This is a genomic window from Oscillibacter ruminantium GH1 (assembly GCF_000307265.1).
In the GTDB taxonomy this organism is placed as follows: Bacteria; Bacillota; Clostridia; order Oscillospirales; family Oscillospiraceae; genus Oscillibacter; species Oscillibacter ruminantium.
The window spans coordinates 853,498-870,968 of sequence record NZ_DF158896.1 but is presented as its reverse complement, the minus strand read 5'-3'; the positions used below and the strand labels follow the sequence as shown (position 1 = coordinate 870,968).

Here is a 17,471-nt window from a genome sequence, read left to right as displayed (position 1 = left end):
GGACTCGCACCATCCGTCCTCTCTCTTCGCATCCGTCTGCAGGTACTGCTTTCCATCATTGCAGCTATCATATTGCTGATTAGTATACCCGCGCAGCCCTGTTTTGTCAAGTTCGGCATAAAAAAGTTCAAAAATATTTTTATGTGATTTGTTCTTTCTTGCATCGTCAAAAATTTGTGATACAATATAAAATATAAGCTGCAAATATCCGTGTTTTTTGTGTGCGCGGATTCTGTTTCCAAAAGGAAAGCATGCTGAAATTCACGGTCACCTTATTAGAAATATAGAAAGGATATTTGTATGATGAATAATCAGCCGCTGGAAAACGACATTCAAAGCCCGTCGATTCTGTTCCGTTTGAACGGAGGCCTGTACTGCGCGGACAGCCGTCACATCTCTACCATTATGGAGCTTCCGGAGTATACCACTTTGCCGGATACCCCTCCCTACATCACCGGAATCTTTCCGCTCCGGGGCAACAGCATCACCATGTTCGACCTGCGCGCCGCGCTGAAGCAGCGTTCCTTGTCTGAGGAGTTCGATGAATTCACCGCCATGCTGGATGCCCGAAAGCAGGATCACGTCAACTGGGTCTCCGCTTTGGAACACTCAATTGAAAGCGGCGAGCGCTTCCCATTGGCAACCGATCCGCATCAGTGCAAGCTGGGAAAGTGGTACGATCATTTCAAGACCGACAGCTCCGAGCTGGCCGCCCATCTGACAAAAATGGAAAATCCTCACCGCAGGCTGCATGAAGCAGCCCTCCGTGCCCAGCAATGCAACGAGCACAACAGCTGGGACGGCGTAATCAACTGCAAAAAGGCCATCTTTAATGAAGTCCACGGCGAATACATGCCCAAAGTTCTCGATGTGCTGGAGAGCGCCAAGGAGATTTTCCGCGCCCGGGAGTTTCACGAGATGGTGCTGGTCCTCAGCGGAGAAACCAGCCTCGGCATTGTGGTAGACGAGGTTTTGTCCGTGGAAATGGTGGAAGAGGAAGTTCTGGGTACTCAGCAGCAGTTGATGAGCCGATCCCCTTACATCCAGCGGATTGTAAAAAGCCCCAACTACAACGAACTGATTCTTGAGATCAATGTTCCCGCCATCATGCGCAGCGGCGAAGATGCGGCCGCGCAGAGAAACGCCGCCGCGTCCGCCGTATAAACGGGTGCGTTTTAAACGATACATCTTTACTTGAAAAGGATGCCGCCGGTTTCCCAGCGGCATCCTTTCAGATTCTTTTCAGCTGGGCCGGATAAACTGCATTTGGTTGTGTGCGGAAAAAATTTTGGAAACCTGCGTTTTTGAAATTTTGCTTGCAGTTTCGATACTTATCCGCTATAATATATGAACGTGTGTTCGCGGAATTTTCCGCACCGTCACTTAAGATTTTGAGAGGACTGAAACAAATGAGCGCAAACGATAAGAATCCCAAGACCGCGCGGGAAGCGCAGCAGCAGAAGGAGGTCCATCGCAGCAATCTGCTGTACGGCGCCATCGGCGTGCTGTTTCTCCTGCTGGCTGTGGCCGTTTTTGTGTGGAAATCCAACGTCATCCAAAAGCACGCCACCGCCGCCACCCTGTACTACTCCGCAGAAACCGCCAGCGCAGACGGTTCCTCTTCTGCAAGCAGCAGCACCGCTGAAAAGACCAAACTGGCCGACGTCAGCGTTCCTCAGGTGAACTATTACTTCACCAACGTCTATCAGAACTTCCTCCAGCAGAACTCTTCCTACATCTCCTATCTGGGGTTGAACACCAGCTCGGACCTGCGGTCCCAGACCTTCCCCGGGGATGAGACGAAGACTTGGTTCGACTATTTCATGGATCAGACCCTGACCCAGATGTCCTCTATCTACGCGCTGAACAAGGCCGCCGAAGCAGAGGGCTACGTTTGGAACGATGCGATGCAGGCCGAGTTCGACTCCAACATGGACTCTCTCGACACCAGCGCCACCGCCGCGGGTCTGAGCGCAACCAAGTACCTCCAGCGGATGTACGGCTCTACCATGAGCCGCAGCGTTTACGAAGCCGAGATGAAGCAGGTCATTCTGGCCAGCCATTTCTCTCAGAGCCACAACGACAGCTTGACCTATACCGACGATCAGCTGGATGCCGAGTATTCCGCCAGCCGCAATAATTACGATGTGGTGGACTACCAGAGCGTGAAGATCAACGGCGCCGCCGAATCCACCACAGATGCCGACGGCAACCCTGTCGATCCCACCGATGCTGATAAGGCCGCCGCTCTGAGCGCCGCCAAGGCCGACGCCAACGCCATGTACGCCAGCTTCAAGTCCGGTCAGAGTCTCTCTGATCTTGCTGAGGCCAACGACAAGGCAACCTTCACCAACGGCGAGGCTGCTTCCTATTCCAGCAGCGTCCTGATGGACTGGCTGTTTGACAGCGCCCGCACCAGCGGCGATTCCGCAGTCCTTGCTGACGAGGACAACTCCGCCTACTATGTGGTGACCTTCACCAAGCGCTATCGTCAGGACTACAAGACCGTGGACGTACGTCACATCCTGATCCAGCCCGAGGCCGGAACCATCGCCGAGGGTGAGGACGGCTATGAGGACGAGCAGGCCCAGCTAAAGGCCACCGCCAAGTCAAATGCCGAGGATCTGTTAGCCCGGTGGCAGGCCGGGGGCGCCACCGAGGACGCTTTTGCAACTCTCGCCAATGAGAATTCCTCCGACGGCGGCTCCAACACCAACGGCGGACTGTATAAGCAGATTTATCAGAACCAGATGGTTGCCGCATTTAACGACTGGTGCTTCGATTCCAGCCGTCAGCCCGGTGACACCGGCATTGTGGAAACCGATTACGGTTATCACATCATGTACTTTGTGGGCACCGACCTCCCCTACTGGCAGGTCAAGGTGACCAGCACCCTGCGCGACAAGGACTTCGGCGACTGGTACAGCGGCGTTACTGCCGGCTATACCGGTGTGGCTGCCGACGGCGCGAAATACGTGGGCTAAAAATGCTTCATGGGACACGGGTCGGCTTTTAGCTGACCCGTGTCTTTTTTCAGCGCCGCAAGAGACGGCGGTGCAATCAGCCTGTATGACGGTTTGATTCAAGATCAGGATAAGAGGGGAAAGCCATGGAAAATCAATTTCTGCGCAACGAAATGCTTTGGGGCAAAACAGGGCAGCGGCGGCTGAACAAGGCCCACGTCATTCTGTTCGGCCTTGGCGGCGTGGGGAGCTATGTTGCCGAATGTCTGGCCCGCGCCGGTGTGGGTGAACTGACCATTGTGGACAGCGACGTGGTTTCGCTGACCAATTTGAACCGCCAGCTGGAGGCGCTGCACTCCACGGTGGGCCAGCCCAAAACCGAGGCCGTGGCCGCGCGGTTGAAAGACATCAATCCCGGTTTGAAGCTCCATCCCATTCACGCATTATACGACGCTGCCCATCGGGAGCAGTTCTTTCCTGATGGCTGTCGGTATGACTATATCGTGGACGCCATTGATCTGGTGTCCTGCAAGCTGGATTTGGCGGAAACCGCTCTGCGTCTGGGCATCCCCCTCGTCGCGGCGCTGGGAACCGGAAACAAGCTGGACCCCACGCAGCTCCAGCTGGCCGACATCTCCAAGACCTATGGCTGCCCGCTGGCCCGGGTCATGCGTAAGGAGCTGCGAAACCGGGGCATTCAGCATCTTCAAGTCGTGTTCAGCCCCGAGGAGCCGGCCCCCACAACCCAGCTTGAAACTCCGCCTCCGGGACGGCGCAGCGTCCCCGCCAGCAATCCCTGGGTCCCCGCCACCGCTGGGCTGCTGCTGGGCAGCGCCGTGGTCCGGCAGCTATTGGCAGAAACGGAGGCCCCGTCATGCTGACAGGCACACTCGTCAACACACTGGCAATTCTGGCCGGTTCCACCGTGGGGCTGTTGCTGGCCCGCGCCGCAAATCATCTGCCTGTGAGCGACGGCGGCGAGTTGGGGCGGCGGCTTCAGGACATCATTATGAAAAGCGTGGCTCTGTGCGTACTGCTCATCGGCATCAGCGGATGCCTCAAGGGTGAGAATACGCTGATCGCCATTCTCTCCATGGTGTTGGGTACTTTAATCGGTGAGCTTTTGGATTTGGACAAGCGGATGCAGTCCTTGGGAAACTGGGTGCAGAAGAAGACAGAACGCCTGACTCTGGGCGGCTCTGCCTCCGTGTCGGAAGGATTTGTCACCGCCAGCCTTTTATTCTGCGTGGGGGCCATGGCCATCGTCGGCGCACTGCAAGACGGCCTCACCGGCGATCATTCCACCCTCTTTGCCAAATCCCTGCTGGACGGCATCAGTTCCATCATCTTCGCGTCCTCTCTGGGTATCGGCGTGGCGTTTTCCGCCGGAGCTGTTTTTCTCTATCAAGGGCTGATCGCCGTTCTGGCCTCCCTGATCTCTCCTCTACTGGGGAACGCGGTGATCGCGGAAATGACGTGTGTGGGTTCCCTGCTCATCATTGCCCTGTCGCTGAACATTCTGGGCGTCGCGAAAATCAAGGTTATGAATATGACCCCCGCTTGTCTGCTGCCGATTTTGCTGTGCAAATTATACGTGGTCGTCCCCGCGTTCTTTCAGCATTTGTTTGGCTGATTTTGATTATTTCACGGCTTTTGCCTGTGGGAAAAATTTTCCCACAGGCATTTTTCTGCGCAAACCAGACACATCGGTAGGCAGTCCGTCTTTCACTGATAATTTTCTCCAAACCGGACAACCTATGGAAAATCATCACAAGGCGGTGTTTTTATGGGCAACAAACGCGTTGGGCGGCGGACTGTCCAGCTGGGCAGTGCTCCCGCCATTCTCTCCTGCGCCAGCATCGGCGGAAAACAGGAAAAGCGGGGACCTCTCGCAGCCTGCTTTGACGAACTGCATGAGGATTCCTTCTTCGGGGAGAAAACTTGGGAAAAGGGGGAGTCCCGGATGCAGCAGAAGGCGGTGCAAACCGCTCTGGACAAGGCGAAGCTGCACGCCGGGGATCTGGACTGCATTTTTGGAGGCGACCTTCTCAACCAGTGTATTGGTTCCTCTTTTGGTCTGCGAGACTTCAATGTTCCCTTCTTTGGGCTGTACGGCGCCTGCTCCACCATGGGAGAGTCCTTGGCGCTGGCGGCCATGACCATTGACGGTGGGTTTGCGGAAAAGGCCGCAGCCGTCACCTCCTCTCACTACTGCACGGCGGAGCGGCAATACCGGATGCCCGTTCCGTACGGAAATCAGAGGACCCCCACCGCGCAGTGGACCGCCACTGCCTCAGGATGCTGCATTCTGGGCCGGGACGGGGACGGACCTTACGTGACCCACGTCACCTGCGGTAAGATTGTGGACAAGGGCATTACCGATGTAAACAACATGGGCGCAGCCATGGCGCCTGCGGCGTATGACACAATCTCCTCCTTCCTCCGGGACACCAAGACAAAACCCTCGGACTTCGATCTGATCCTCACCGGCGATCTGGGCGAACTGGGCCACAGCATCGTGCAGGGCTTTTTTGAGCGGGACGGCATTGATATGAGCAAAAATTATCTGGACTGCGGAATGCTTCTCTACGACCGAAAAAAACAGGATATGCACGCCGGAGCCTCCGGCTGTGGCTGCTCTGCGGCGGTGTTGTGCGGCTATCTGCTGCCGGGCCTGCGGGCGGGTAAGTGGCGGCGCATTCTATTTGCCCCTACCGGGGCTCTTCTCTCCCCCACCTCCAGCTTTCAGGGAGAATCCATTCCCGGCGTATGCCACGCGGTTTGCATCTCCTCGGAAAAATAACAGCAACGCCCGGTGCGTAAAAGTTTTGCATAATCCGGCCAAAAGAGGAAAAACTGAGGGGGAGAAACTTGGTTTTGGAGGCTCTTATGGACTATCTGAATGCATTTCTCTGCGGTGGCATCTTCTGTGCCATTGGGCAGATCCTGATCGACAAAACACAGCTCACGCCCGCCCGTATTCTCACGGGCTATGTGGTAACCGGCGTACTGCTGGGCGCGGTGGGCGTTTATCAGCCCATTGCGGACTGGGGCGGTGCCGGAGCCTCAGTACCTCTCACCGGCTTTGGCTTTGCACTGGCAAAGGGCGTTAAGAAGGCCGTGGCCGAGCAGGGCTGGCTGGGTGTTTTCACCGGCGGACTAACCGCCACAGCCGGCGGCATCGCAGCGGCTGTGATCTTCGGTGTGCTGATGGCCATTTTGTTCCGTCCCGGCGACAAGCGCTAAACCGCTTGCGGTCAATGGAATCATCTAAAAAAACGGAGGCCCTCCCCAAGAGGAGGGCCTCCGTTTCAGATTGCGGCGGTTTTGCTGCGCACCGCAGTTTTTACAAAAAAGGACGGCCCTGATGGGCCGTCCTTTTTACGCGGATTAAATCGAATTATTCCTTGTCGTCGCTGTCGTCGTCCTCTTCCACGTCGGAGATATCAAACTCCAGCTTCTCGCCGCAGTTGGGGCAGATCACTTCGCCGTCTTCCAAAATGGACTCGTCAAAGTAGATCGTCTCCTCGCAGGTGGGACAGGTGGTGGCGTAACAGTCTTCGTCCTCGTCGTCTTCGTCTTCATCGTCGTCAAGGTCGTCCTCGTCCTCTTCGTAGACGAGATCCTCCACGTCCTCCAAATCGTCGCTGACAGCATCCAGACCGTCGGAGATCTCCAGAATCTGATCCTGATGATCCTGCAGCTCCAGAGCAATGTCGTCCAGAATGTCGATCATCGTGACGATGACCTTGCCCTCTTTCGATTCCGTGTCCAGACCCAGGCCCTCGGCCAAACCCTTCAGATAAGCGACTCTCTCGGTGATTTCCATAGCTTGCGCTCCTTTCATCGTACGTCGTCGTTCGTAATTGCTATATTACTAATATACGCCAAAAAAGCAGAATTCCCTCTTTTCCGGCGGGTGATAAAAGGGGGGACATCGTGTCCCCCCTCGTCTCAGCTTACTCCTTGCAGCGAGAAAGGTACTCGCCAGTCCGGGTATCGATGGTGATCTTGTCGCCGATGTTGATGAACAGAGGAACCTTGATCTCTGCACCAGTCTCCAGCGTGGCGGGCTTCGTCACGTTGGTGGCGGTATCGCCCTTCAGGCCCGGCTCAGTCTCGGTGATTTCCAGATCCATGAAGTTGGGGACTTCCACGCCGAACACACTGCCATTAAAGCTCATCAGCTTGCAGAGGGTGTTTTCCTTCACAAACTTAAAGGCATCGCCCAAAACGTCCCGGTTCAGCGGGGTCATGTCAAATGTCTCAGGGTCCATGAAGTAATACAGATCGCCATCGTTGTAATTGTATTCAGCGTCTCTGCGTTCCACCACGGCCTGCTCAAACTTCGCGGTGGGGTTGAAGGACTCCTCGCGGATCGCCCCGGTAATCACGTTCTTGTACTTGGTACGCACAAACGCGGCGCCCTTGCCGGGTTTGACGTGCTGAAACTCGATGACAACCATCGGCTTGCCGTCCATTTCAAAAGTAACGCCATTCCGGAAATCACCGGCAGTAATTGTAGGCATAGTTTTTCCTCCTTACAAATCTACGAGAAAACGACCTGTTTGGAGGACATTTTCTCTGCTTCTCATTTCAAAAAATAGCCTAGAATATTTTACCCCAAATATAGGATGAATGCAAGGCTTTTTCCACACATTTACGAATTTCCATGCTTTTTTTCACAATTTTTCTTCATTTTATGGCGGCAGGCAGCTTTAAAGGGAGCTTGAAGTGCGTGTAGCACCTTTTGCCACGCCGTCACCGCGCCGCCCACCGGCTCCACCGTCAGCGCCAGAACACCCGCGCGTTTCGCAGCCAGACAGTCTGTCAGCAGCTTATCTCCCAGCATGGCGGTATGGTCCACCGAGCCGTCGGCGCGGCGGATCGCGGCAAAAATACCCTGAGGCGACGGCTTTCCCGCACGGCCTTGATAGGGTACGCCCAGATCCGTGCAAAATTCCGTCACCCTTGTTCCCGACCGGTTGTTGGAGACGATCATAAAGCCGATCCCTGCGCCTTGCAGCGCCGCAATATAATCCTTCAGCGCCTGATCGGGACGCCGGGTCGCCTTTGCCGCCAGCGTGAAATCAAGATCGCTCAACAGCAGCGTCACCCCCAACTCCCGCAAAAGGGCGGGCGTCACAGCGGCGTAGTCCTCAAAAAGCCGGTCTGGTACCAGGGAAAAAGGCATAATCAGTCTCCCATCTACATAGCATTTTACGAATTCACTTTAGTATACCAACTTTTTTCAAAGCACACAAGGGGGTCTTGATTTGCAGGTCTATCTCGCCGTTACTCCGGCGCAATTACAGGAGGCTTCCCGCTTTACCCATTCCTTCGTCCATATGGCCTATCGCATCGGCCCGGAGTCCACGCTGCTGCGGCAAAACCTGCTGGTCCAGACGCACGGCGGACTATTGGGACTCAATGATCGAGACGCGCCCACGGTGGAAGAGCCGGAAAAACTGGCGGCCGCCGCCCTGCGGGAATGCACCCGACGTAATTACGCCGGCGCTGTGCTGGATTGGGAAACGCCGCATCCCCGGGGTGACCTGCTGCTGCTGGCGGGAGCAATCGGCAGTCTGTTCCAGCGGAATCGGCTGGTACTCTATGTGCCGGAGGCCTATGCGTCCGCTGCGCCCACCGCAGTGGTGTTGGTGTGTACCGCCCTGTCGGGCGGAAATTTGACTCAGCGTCTGCGGGAAGCGATGTCCGCACGGGGCGCGGGGCGGCTGGCTCTGGATTTGGAGCGCCTGATGATGGACTTTCCGCTGCCCTGTCCCGCTGGACAAGGTCGTCCGCTGCGGCGCGAAGAGCTGATGGAATTGATGGCGCGCGAGCGCCCCTCCATATTTTTCTCTCCAGACCTGTGCGCCCGCTATTTTACTTACACCTGCAAAAACGAGACGCATTTTGTCCTGTTCGACGACGGAGACACTCTGCTTCAAAAGCTGCGAACCGGACAGACTTCCGGCGCGCAGGCGGCATTTTTTCAATATCCCGAGGTCAGCGATCTGCTGGGAAAGCTATTTGGAAAATAAGGATATTGAAGGCATCGCGCCATTCCGGTCACTTTTTTTCGCTTAAAAATCTTCTTGATAAAAACGACGCCGTGGAAATTCCACGGCGTCGTCATCAAAGCAGGATTAATAGAAACGCTTATTCTTGTTCTTCCGAGCAGCCTCGGACTTCTTGCGCCGCTTCACGCTGGGGCTCTCGTAGTGCTCTCTCTTACGAACCTCCGCGAGAACGCCTGCCTTGGCACAGCTGCGCTTGAAACGCTTCAGGGCGCTGTCGATGTTCTCGCCCTCTTTGATATGAATTTCAGACATTTATATTTCCCTCCCTCCAGAATGCCGGGAAAACCGCAGCACTTAAGGGCCATAATTTATGGCTTTAACAAACCTATTATATCGGCTGATTCGTTGCTTGTCAAGAGAATTTTCAAAAAAGCGACGTTTCACAGCTGGAATGAAGGGATTCCCGCACACTTACTGCGGCTTGACAATCAGATTGATAAGCCGATTCTTCACGTAAATGGTCTTGACGATTTGCATTCCCTCAACGGCCTTGCGAATTTTTTCCACCTGCAGCGCGGCGGCTTTCACCGTCTCCTCGTCGCTGTCGGCAGGCATAATCACCGTGCCCTTCAGCTTGCCGCCCACCTGAACCGCCATCTCCACGGTGGCGGCGGCGGTCTTGCTCTCGTCGAAGGAGGGCCAGTCGTTCTGGCAGGCCATTTTACCCGTCATCTTGGCAAATCCGAGATTTTCCCAAAGTTCTTCCACGATGTGCGGTGCAAAGGGACTGAGGAGCAGCAGCAGATACTTCATATCGCCCCGGCTCACGCCGTTGGCGTAGAACTCGTTGACCATGGTCATCATTGCGGAGATGGCGGTGTTCATCTTCAGCTCGTCGATATCCTCCGTCACCTTTTTAATGGTCTTGTGGATGATGGACTCGTTGGCGGGAGTCACCTCATAGCTGTCTGCCGCGGATTCCGCCAGATTCCAAACGCGGTCCAAAAACCGCTTGGAACCCTTGACGGCCTCGTTGGACCATGTGACGGCTTTTTCAAAGTCGCCAATGAACATGATGTGCAGGCGCATGGTGTCCGCGCCGTACTGCTCCACAATGTCGTTGGGGTTGACCACGTTGCCCCGGGACTTGGACATCTTCTCGCCGCCCTCGCCCAAAATCATGCCGTGGCTGGTGCGTTTTTGATACGGCTCCTTGGTGGGAACCACACCGATGTCATAGAGGAACTTGTGCCAGAACCGGGAGTAGAGCAAATGGAGCGTGGTGTGCTCCATGCCGCCGTTGTACCAGTCCACAGGGGACCAGTAGTCCAGCGCCTCCTTGGAGGCTAGCGCCTTGTCGTTGTGAGGGTCCATATACCGCAGGAAATACCAGCTGGAACCGGCCCACTGGGGCATGGTGTCCGTCTCCCGCACGGCAGGGCCGCCGCAGTGGGGACAGGTGGTGTTCACCCAGTCGGTCATGGCGGAGAGCGGACTTTCGCCGTCGTCCGTCGGCTCATACTTCTCTACATCCGGCAGAAGCAGCGGCAGCTGATCCTCCGGCAGGGGCACCCAGCCGCACTTGTCGCACTTCACCATGGGGATCGGCTCGCCCCAGTACCGCTGGCGGGAGAACACCCAGTCGCGGAGCTTATAGTTGGTCTTGGGATGGCCGATACCCTGCTCCGTGACCCACTCCTTCATGGCGGGGATGGCCTCCTTCACGGTCTTGCCGTTCAAAAAGCCGGAGTTTACCATGATGCCGGTGTCGTCCTTCAGGGCGAACGCCTCCTTGGTAATATCGCCGCCCTTGACCACCTCCACAATGGGAAGGCCGAACTTGGTGGCGAATTCCCAGTCGCGCTGGTCGTGGCCGGGCACGCCCATGACAATACCGGTGCCGTAGGTAATCAGGACGTAATCGGAGACAAACACAGGGATTTTTTCGCCGGTGACGGGGTTGATCGCCTCGATGCCCTCCAACCGGACGCCGCTCTTCTCCTTGTTCAGCTCCGTGCGCTCCAGATCGGACTTCCGGGCCGCGGCGTCGGTATATTGAGACACCTCATCCCAGTTCTTGATCTGATCCTTCCACTTTTTCAGGTACTCATGCTCCGGGGACAGGACCATATAGGTCACGCCGAACAGCGTGTCGCACCGGGTGGTGTACACCGTCAGCTTGTCGCCGTTGGTGGCGGTGAAGTCCACCTCGGTACCCTCGGACTTGCCGATCCAGTTGCGCTGCTGAATTTTGACCCGTTCGATGAAGTCCACGTCGTCCAGATCGTCGATCAGCCGCTCGGCGTATTTCGTAATGCCCAGCATCCACTGGCTCTTCTCTTTGCGGACAACGGCGCTGCCGCAGCGCTCGCACACGCCCTCCACCACTTCTTCATTCGCCAGAACGCACTTGCAGGAGGTGCACCAGTTCACGGGCATGGTGGTCTTATAGGCCAGGCCCTTTTTGTACATCTGGAGGAAAATCCACTGGGTCCACTTGTAGTAGCTGGGGTCGGTGGTGTCCACCTCGCGGTCCCAGTCGAAGGAATAGCCCAGAGACTGGATCTGCTTGCGGAAATTCTGGATGTTATCCTCCGTCACCTTCCGGGGATGGATGTGCATTTTGATGGCATAGTTCTCCGTGGGCAGGCCGAAGGCGTCAAAGCCCATGGGGAACAGGACGTTATAGCCCTGCATCCGCTTTTTCCGGCAGATGATGTCCATGGCGGTATAGGGCCGGGGATGGCCCACATGCAGTCCCTGCCCAGAGGGATAGGGGAATTCAATCAGTCCATAAAACTTGGGCCGGGTCGTGTCGCCGTTGACAGCGGTAAAAGGCTTCTCCTCCAGCCATTTTGCCTGCCATTTCTTTTCAATGTTGGTAAAATCGTACTTCATTTCACAAGACCGTTCCTTTCTTGTTTTGCCCCGGCCGGGCGAACAAAAAAATACGCCCCTGACCGCAGCGGTCAGGGGCGTTGTGACGCGATACCACCCTGATTCAGCCACCCGTCGCCGGATGACCCTCTTGGGTCTTTGAAAAGCGTATCCGAGCTTTCGGTGTCTGCCGTAAAACTCTGCGCGCCCTCGCGGACCATCAGCCTGTAACGGGGCCGTCCGTCCCCCCCTACTGCAATTCAGGCGGGAAACTCCGGGACCAGTCATTCACGAACACGCTCCACCGACTCGCACCAACCGTCGGCTCTCTGAGGCAGGCATGCCCGTCTTTTATCCCTTCAACGTCTTTAATATCGCTATTCTAAGGGGGTTTTTCCTTTTTGTCAAGGGCAAAACAGGATTCTTCCCTGAGCCAAACTCAGTCGGCTGTCAAAATGTCCGTCAGGTCAACCTGCTTGCCGTCCCGCCACAGGCGCTCCAAATCATAAAACTCCCGTGCCTCCTGTGAGAACACATGGACAGTTACGCAGCCATAGTCCAGCAGGACCCAAGTCCCGTCGCGATAGCCCTCTCGGCGCAGGGGCATCTCCCCCAAATCCTTTAAAGCCTTTTCCACAGCGTCGCACAGCGCGTTGATCTGGGTGTTGGAGGTGCCGGACGCGATGACGAAATAATCCGCCAGCGCCGTCAGGTCCGCGATTTCAATCGCGGCGATCTCCTTGCCCTTCTTTTCATCCAGCGCGCGAACGGCGGCCAGAGCAATTTCCTTTGGTGTCATTCTGTTCTTCCTTTCATTCTTTCAGCTTCAAGCCGTTTTAAACACGGCCTTTTCATGGGTTACGCCTCCGGCACCACGGTGACCTCCGGCGGGACGATCACTGCATCGTCCGGTACAGAGGGCTGTGTGCCGGGATCGGTTGTGGTGGAACCGCCCGTACTGCCGCCGGTATCTCCGGTGGAGGGCGGTGTGGTGGGCGGGGTCGTGGTGCTTCCGCCGGTCGTTCCGCCCGTATTTCCGCTTGTCGACCCACCGGTGCTTCCACTCGTCGATCCGCTGGTACTTCCGCCAGCGGGAGGTGTCGTGGGTGTTTCGGGTACAGAGGGATTCGTGGTTGTCCCGCCGCTCCCCGGCTCCACAGGCAAGCCCGTCTCCGGATCAATGGTCGTTTCGCCGCCCTGCGGCTCGTCCGGCTCGTTATCCACCGGCTCGGTGGGCGTGTTGGACGGGATCACCGGCTTGGCCGCAGCCTTGCTGTCCTCCACATGTCCGGTGGTAGAGGAAACAGACCCATCGGAATTAACGCTCATGATGTCCAGATCACTCATCACCGATTTCTCCACAAAGGGGCTGAGGGACGTGTTCACCAGCTCCAACAGTTCCTTGGCGTTGGGGACCACGTAGGACTGGTAATTTTTATAGGTCCGGCTATAACAGGATTTGGGGGTGTTGGGCATGGTGACAAAGTTCACGTTGTCCATGCTCAGTCCGCCCATAATCGCCGCCTGCCCGAACCAGAACAGGTTCTGCACGGAGAGGTCCGTCTCCACATTCTCCTCAAAAATCTTGGAGAACTGGTTGATCTTGCCCACGTTTTTCACCTGCAAAAGCTGCTTGATGACTGCCTTCAAAAACGCCTGCTGCGTCTCAATGCGGCCAAGGTCGCCGTTGGCGTAGCCATACTTCATGTTGTTGTCGTGACGGTAGCGGATAACGCCCATAGCCTGCTCGCCGTCCAACAGCTGATAGCCCTTTTTGATGTGAATGGACAGGTCCTGATAGGGGTCCTCGTAATTCATATTCCGGGGCACATCGAAATACACGCCGCCGATGGCATCCACCAGCTTGCCCACGGCCTCCCACTCGATAATCACCTGATAGTCCGGCTCAAAGCCCACCAGCTGGGAGACTTCCTGATAGACCTTTTTGATGCCCTTGTCTCCGCCGCCATAGTAATTATAGACGGAGTTGATGCGCTTGATGTCCCATGGGACGTTCACCATGGTATCCCGGGGGATATTCATCACGGTGAACTTCTGATTGGTGACATCGTAGCTTGCCAGCATCATGGTGTCGGTATTTCCACCGCCGCCGGTGTCCCGGCCCATCACCAGAATCGTGTAGTAATCCTTGCTCTTGCGCTCCCCGTCGCTGCGGGGGCGGGTGCCGTCGCCATAGTCGATCTCCTCAACGGAGGTGTCGCCCGGTTCGTTTTTCGGCCCCAGCTCCGGCTTTACGAACACTGCCCGATAGGCCAGTGTCACCATCAGAACCACCGCCAGCACGATGGCCACAATCAGCAAAATTTTCTGCTGCCATGTCAGGCGGCTTTTGCGCTTTGCTTTCCGCTCCGACGCCTGCAAGTGGACGGGCTTCTTTTTCTGCCCGCCGCCCTGAGTTTCTTTATAGTCATTCATTGTCTGTTTCTCAGTTTCCTTTCAGATACTCGTCTGCTTCCAGCGTTGCGCTGTGAACCGGGTTGCCCCGGTCGTGCATCTCCTGAATCGTCATCTCAAGGCCCATCCGCAGGCCCTTGTCCAGACTCTCGTTGCACGCCGCGCGCAATTCGTTCACTCCGGGGAAATTTCGAGTAGGCTCGATGTAATCCGCGAGGTACATGATCTTTTCCAAAAGCGTCATGTTGGCGTGGCCCGTGGTGTGCCAGTAAATCGCCGAATAAATCTCGTCGTCCACGCCGAACAGATCCCGGGCGATGGCCGCGCCGGTCTTGGCGTGCAGCAGCTTCAGCGCCCGCTGTTCCAGTTCGTCCAGCCGGATGCCGTACTGCCGGCAAAGGGCAAGCTGCTCCTCCATATCCAGCTTTTTGGTGCAGTCGTGCAGCAGCGCCGCCACCCGCGCCTTTTGAACGTCCGCGCCGTACCGCAGGGCAAGGCGGATCGCCTCCTGCTCCGTGCCCAGCACATGGGGGATGCGCTTGTGCTTAAGGAAACTCAGCGCCACCGGCCGCAGCTTTTCCAGCCGCAGGCGCTTTAGATCCGCGTCCGTTCCATACAGCTGATCGCGCAGGATAGAGCCGTATACCGCCGGGGCAAGATACCAGCTTCCCTCTCCCCGGGCCAATTTATCCCGCAGGTCTGTGGAGGAAATTTCCACCACACCGGGAACACTCAAGGTGAAGATGCGGGCAAAGGGATACATCCGGTAAAGCCGCTCCCGCTGAATGGCAAACAGCTCTTCCTCATTCGCCTCTGTCCGGCCAAAGGCCGCAATCCCCGCCAGCGTCATAATCCGCTCCGGCTGGTGCCAAGTGTGAAGGGTCAAAAACATGTCCGACCCCATCAACAGCCACACCTCGTCGTTGGGATACAGCGCCCGAACCGCCTCCAGCGTGTCAGCAGTATAACTCTTGCCGCCGCGGCGAAGCTCCATGTCCAACGTCTCGACTTTTTCATCCAGTCCCAGCTGCTCTCCCGCCAAGCGCGTCAGCTCCAGCCTCTGCTGCGCCGTGGGGCTACCCTGCGGCAGGGGCTTGTGGGGCGGCTGACCGTCCGGGATCAAAAGCAGTTTGTCCAGCTTCAGCAGTTCGAATACCGCCCGCGCCGCCGTGATATGGCCCAGATGCGGCGGATTAAAGGTTCCGCCATAAACGCCGATCCGCATGGAACTCCCTCCTTGTTCTTGAAAATCAGGCCTTGCGTTTTTTCTCTTTGACCAGCTCGATCCGCTTATCCTTCGGCTTCGAGTGCGTTTCCCGATAGAGCACAAATTTGCTTCCGATCACCTGCACCGGCTCACTGCGGGTTGGCTTGGTCAGCTGATCGCAGACCTCACGGGCGGTGAGCATGGAGTTTTCCAAAACCCGGCCCTTGATGAGTTCCCGGGCCTCCAGAGCCTCGTCCGCCTGACGGATCAGGCTGTCGGTGATGCCCTCCTTGCCGACCTGTATAATCGTATCAATGCTATTTGCCATGCCGCGCAGCTGCGCGCGCTGTTTACTTGTCAATTCCATAAATTTAACGTGATCTCCCCTTATGCTTTCTATTTTTGTTGATTTGTATATTTCTATGTCAGACGTTTTAATTTGTCAAGAAGTTTCCCGGATTTTCAAAAACTTTTTTTATAAAGTGCAAAAAAAGCGCCGCTTTTTCCAGATTTCTCCCTGTCCGGTTACTTTTTCAAATACGCCGCAAGCTTCGGCACAAAGGCCCGCAGCGCCTTGCCCCGATGAGACAGGGCATCCTTCTCCTCCTCCGTCATCTGTCCAAAAGTCTTGGCCTTTTCCGGAACCAGAAACACCGGGTCATAGCCAAAGCCGCCGTCGCCTATGGGTGCAAAGGCGATGGCCCCGTCGCACCGGCCTTCTGCCGTCAGCGTGTCCCCATTGGGGAACGCGCAGGCGATGGCGCTTTCAAAGTGGGCCGAACGGGTGGGCACGCCACGCATGGAGTTCAGCAGCAGCGTATACCGTCCCCGGTCATCCAGTTCCGGCCCGCCATACCGCGCGGAATAGACCCCCGGCCCGCCGTTCAGCGCGTCCACGCACAATCCCGAATCATCCGCAATGGCGGGCAGGCCCGCCGCCGCGCACACGGCCTTTGCTTTCAGCATGGCGTTGGCTGCAAAGGTATCTCCGGTTTCCTCCACATCCACGGTAAGACCTAAATCACTGGGCATCACAACTTCCACGCCAAGTCCGCCCAAAATGGCAGACATCTCCTTCAGCTTTCCCGGGTTGTGGGTCGCCAGCACCAATTTCATCGCTTCCATTTTTATAATCATTCCTTTCGCTTCACTTCAAGGCACAAAAGGCTACAAAAAGAAGTGGCCATGATGTGCATATTTTTCGATTGCCGCCTAGGCGGCGAGAAAAATGCAATAAAGTGAAGTTTGAACTTCTTTCAAACTTCAACCTCCCAGTACGGATTTCTGCGCCGCCTGAATTTCGCGGATTCCCTTAGCGCACAGGTCCACCAGCGTCCGCTGTTCCTCAATGGTAAAGGCCCGGCCCTCGCCGGTTCCCTGAAGCTCCACCAGCCGTCCATCGCCGGTCATTACGCAGTTGAGGTCCACCTGCGCCGCCGAATCTTCCTCATAACAGAGGTCCAGCAGCGCCCGGTCGTCCACGATTCCGGCGGATACCGCCGCCACAGAGGTCTTCAGAGGCATCTCTTGCAAAAAGCCCTCTTCCACCAGCTTGCGCAGCGCCAGAGACAGGGCGACAAAGCCGCCGGTGACAGAGGCAGTCCGCGTTCCGCCGTCGCCCTGCAAAACATCGCAGTCAATGGTGATCGTCCGCTCACCCAGCTTTTCCAGATCCACGGCGGCGCGGAGGGACCGGCCTACCAGCCGCTGGATTTCCGCGCTGCGGCCGGACAGCTTCAGCTTGGAAATGTCTCGCTTGCTCCGCTCCCGGTTGGCCCGGGGCAGCATGTTGTACTCCGCCGTCACCCAGCCACAGCCCTCCGCCACATGGGGCGGGGTGCGCTCCTCCACACTGGCGCAGCACAGAACCTTGGTATTGCCGCACTCAATGAGGCAGCTCCCTTCCGGGAATTTCACAAAATCGGTGGTGATCTTCATGGGCCGCAGCTGATCGAATGTCCGGCCGTCAAGTCTTGTCATGCTTTT

Annotated in this window: 18 protein-coding genes and 2 other annotated features (1 of these 20 running past the window's edge); of the genes, 7 read left to right on the top strand and 11 right to left on the bottom strand. The window is 56.6% G+C overall.

Annotated features, from left to right (window positions below; translation table 11 throughout):
- Positions 1 to 68 (bottom strand) — a binding site (T-box leader); it reaches 158 nt to the left of the window's first position.
- Between the two features lie 232 nt (positions 69 to 300).
- The 6 genes from ON16_RS04140 (at position 301) to spoVAE (ending at position 6,209) form a co-directional block, all read left to right on the top strand.
- Complete coding sequence (locus ON16_RS04140; protein WP_081579580.1) at positions 301 to 1,164, top strand: chemotaxis protein CheW; 864 nt, start codon at positions 301 to 303, stop codon at positions 1,162 to 1,164.
- 245 nt (positions 1,165 to 1,409) lie between these two features.
- On the top strand, positions 1,410 to 2,984 hold the full coding sequence (locus ON16_RS04135; RefSeq protein ID WP_040659621.1) for a peptidylprolyl isomerase: 1,575 nt from the start codon (positions 1,410 to 1,412) through the stop codon (positions 2,982 to 2,984).
- A gap of 125 nt (positions 2,985 to 3,109) precedes the next feature.
- Positions 3,110 to 3,844: a tRNA threonylcarbamoyladenosine dehydratase gene (locus ON16_RS04130; protein ID WP_040659619.1), complete on the top strand. Its 735-nt coding sequence runs from the start codon at positions 3,110 to 3,112 to the stop codon at positions 3,842 to 3,844.
- Positions 3,841 to 4,596, top strand: a complete 756-nt coding sequence (locus ON16_RS04125; RefSeq protein WP_040659885.1) for a DUF554 domain-containing protein — start codon at positions 3,841 to 3,843, stop codon at positions 4,594 to 4,596. The genes ON16_RS04130 and ON16_RS04125 overlap by 4 nt, the downstream gene beginning before the upstream one ends.
- Positions 4,597 to 4,749: 153 nt before the next feature.
- The gene (spoVAD, locus tag ON16_RS04120) at positions 4,750 to 5,766 is read left to right on the top strand and encodes a stage V sporulation protein AD (RefSeq protein ID WP_040659617.1); all 1,017 of its coding nucleotides are present in this window, start codon (positions 4,750 to 4,752) and stop codon (positions 5,764 to 5,766) included.
- 86 nt (positions 5,767 to 5,852) lie between these two features.
- On the top strand, positions 5,853 to 6,209 hold the full coding sequence (gene spoVAE / locus ON16_RS04115; protein WP_040659615.1) for a stage V sporulation protein AE: 357 nt from the start codon (positions 5,853 to 5,855) through the stop codon (positions 6,207 to 6,209).
- A 154-nt stretch (positions 6,210 to 6,363) separates the two neighbouring features.
- Here the strand turns inward: spoVAE and ON16_RS04110 are convergent, their stop codons facing one another.
- The 3 genes from ON16_RS04110 to ON16_RS04100 form a co-directional block, all read right to left on the bottom strand.
- Positions 6,364 to 6,792 carry a CD1247 N-terminal domain-containing protein gene (locus ON16_RS04110; RefSeq protein WP_040659613.1) on the bottom strand — a complete coding sequence of 143 codons (429 nt, stop codon included), beginning with the start codon at positions 6,790 to 6,792 and terminating at the stop codon, positions 6,364 to 6,366.
- Between the two features lie 130 nt (positions 6,793 to 6,922).
- Positions 6,923 to 7,492, bottom strand: coding sequence for an elongation factor P (efp, locus tag ON16_RS04105; RefSeq protein ID WP_040659611.1), 570 nt, complete (start codon positions 7,490 to 7,492; stop codon positions 6,923 to 6,925).
- Between the two features lie 131 nt (positions 7,493 to 7,623).
- Positions 7,624 to 8,157 carry a YqeG family HAD IIIA-type phosphatase gene (locus ON16_RS04100; RefSeq protein WP_040659609.1) on the bottom strand — a complete coding sequence of 178 codons (534 nt, stop codon included), beginning with the start codon at positions 8,155 to 8,157 and terminating at the stop codon, positions 7,624 to 7,626.
- Between the two features lie 82 nt (positions 8,158 to 8,239).
- Between ON16_RS04100 and ON16_RS04095 the strand changes: the two genes are divergently transcribed.
- Positions 8,240 to 9,007, top strand: coding sequence for a hypothetical protein (locus tag ON16_RS04095; protein WP_040659607.1), 768 nt, complete (start codon positions 8,240 to 8,242; stop codon positions 9,005 to 9,007).
- Positions 9,008 to 9,112: 105 nt separating this feature from the next.
- Here the strand turns inward: ON16_RS04095 and rpsU are convergent, their stop codons facing one another.
- The 8 genes from rpsU to rph form a co-directional block, all read right to left on the bottom strand.
- Positions 9,113 to 9,298, bottom strand: coding sequence for a 30S ribosomal protein S21 (gene rpsU / locus ON16_RS04090; protein ID WP_040659605.1), 186 nt, complete (start codon positions 9,296 to 9,298; stop codon positions 9,113 to 9,115).
- A gap of 159 nt (positions 9,299 to 9,457) precedes the next feature.
- Positions 9,458 to 11,884, bottom strand: coding sequence for a leucine--tRNA ligase (leuS, locus tag ON16_RS04085; RefSeq protein WP_040659603.1), 2,427 nt, complete (start codon positions 11,882 to 11,884; stop codon positions 9,458 to 9,460).
- A gap of 70 nt (positions 11,885 to 11,954) precedes the next feature.
- Positions 11,955 to 12,235, bottom strand: a binding site (T-box leader).
- A gap of 67 nt (positions 12,236 to 12,302) precedes the next feature.
- Positions 12,303 to 12,662: a ribosome silencing factor gene (rsfS, locus tag ON16_RS04080; RefSeq protein ID WP_040659600.1), complete on the bottom strand. Its 360-nt coding sequence runs from the start codon at positions 12,660 to 12,662 to the stop codon at positions 12,303 to 12,305.
- A 59-nt stretch (positions 12,663 to 12,721) separates the two neighbouring features.
- Positions 12,722 to 14,299 (bottom strand): LCP family protein, encoded by a 1,578-nt coding sequence (locus ON16_RS04075; RefSeq protein ID WP_051131512.1) that lies wholly within the window; start codon positions 14,297 to 14,299, stop codon positions 12,722 to 12,724.
- A 10-nt stretch (positions 14,300 to 14,309) separates the two neighbouring features.
- Positions 14,310 to 15,503 (bottom strand): bis(5'-nucleosyl)-tetraphosphatase (symmetrical) YqeK, encoded by a 1,194-nt coding sequence (yqeK, locus tag ON16_RS04070; RefSeq protein WP_040659598.1) that lies wholly within the window; start codon positions 15,501 to 15,503, stop codon positions 14,310 to 14,312.
- 25 nt (positions 15,504 to 15,528) lie between these two features.
- Positions 15,529 to 15,852, bottom strand: coding sequence for a ribosome assembly RNA-binding protein YhbY (gene yhbY / locus ON16_RS04065; RefSeq protein ID WP_040659597.1), 324 nt, complete (start codon positions 15,850 to 15,852; stop codon positions 15,529 to 15,531).
- Positions 15,853 to 16,010: 158 nt separating this feature from the next.
- A complete protein-coding gene (gene rdgB, locus ON16_RS04060) occupies positions 16,011 to 16,601 on the bottom strand; it encodes an RdgB/HAM1 family non-canonical purine NTP pyrophosphatase (protein WP_040659883.1) in 591 nt (196 codons plus the stop codon).
- Between the two features lie 147 nt (positions 16,602 to 16,748).
- Positions 16,749 to 17,465 carry a ribonuclease PH gene (gene rph, locus ON16_RS04055; RefSeq protein ID WP_040659595.1) on the bottom strand — a complete coding sequence of 239 codons (717 nt, stop codon included), beginning with the start codon at positions 17,463 to 17,465 and terminating at the stop codon, positions 16,749 to 16,751.
- Positions 17,466 to 17,471: the final 6 nt, after the last annotated feature.

Bases quoted from the DNA above. Each gene is read 5' to 3' on its own strand.
- ON16_RS04075 (WP_051131512.1), bottom strand. From the start codon at position 14,299: ATGAATGACTATAAAGAAACTCAGGGCGGCGGGCAGAAAAAGAAGCCC.
- rdgB (WP_040659883.1), bottom strand. From the start codon at position 16,601: ATGAAATTGGTGCTGGCGACCCACAACCCGGGAAAGCTGAAGGAGATG.
- ON16_RS04100 (WP_040659609.1), bottom strand. From the start codon at position 8,157: ATGCCTTTTTCCCTGGTACCAGACCGGCTTTTTGAGGACTACGCCGCT.
- ON16_RS04110 (WP_040659613.1), bottom strand. From the start codon at position 6,792: ATGGAAATCACCGAGAGAGTCGCTTATCTGAAGGGTTTGGCCGAGGGC.
- ON16_RS04140 (WP_081579580.1), top strand. From the start codon at position 301: ATGATGAATAATCAGCCGCTGGAAAACGACATTCAAAGCCCGTCGATT.
- rsfS (WP_040659600.1), bottom strand. From the start codon at position 12,662: ATGACACCAAAGGAAATTGCTCTGGCCGCCGTTCGCGCGCTGGATGAA.
- ON16_RS04130 (WP_040659619.1), top strand. From the start codon at position 3,110: ATGGAAAATCAATTTCTGCGCAACGAAATGCTTTGGGGCAAAACAGGG.
- yhbY (WP_040659597.1), bottom strand. From the start codon at position 15,852: ATGGAATTGACAAGTAAACAGCGCGCGCAGCTGCGCGGCATGGCAAAT.
- rpsU (WP_040659605.1), bottom strand. From the start codon at position 9,298: ATGTCTGAAATTCATATCAAAGAGGGCGAGAACATCGACAGCGCCCTG.
- spoVAD (WP_040659617.1), top strand. From the start codon at position 4,750: ATGGGCAACAAACGCGTTGGGCGGCGGACTGTCCAGCTGGGCAGTGCT.
- efp (WP_040659611.1), bottom strand. From the start codon at position 7,492: ATGCCTACAATTACTGCCGGTGATTTCCGGAATGGCGTTACTTTTGAA.
- spoVAE (WP_040659615.1), top strand. From the start codon at position 5,853: ATGGACTATCTGAATGCATTTCTCTGCGGTGGCATCTTCTGTGCCATT.
- yqeK (WP_040659598.1), bottom strand. From the start codon at position 15,503: ATGCGGATCGGCGTTTATGGCGGAACCTTTAATCCGCCGCATCTGGGC.
- leuS (WP_040659603.1), bottom strand. From the start codon at position 11,884: ATGAAGTACGATTTTACCAACATTGAAAAGAAATGGCAGGCAAAATGG.
- rph (WP_040659595.1), bottom strand. From the start codon at position 17,465: ATGACAAGACTTGACGGCCGGACATTCGATCAGCTGCGGCCCATGAAG.
- ON16_RS04135 (WP_040659621.1), top strand. From the start codon at position 1,410: ATGAGCGCAAACGATAAGAATCCCAAGACCGCGCGGGAAGCGCAGCAG.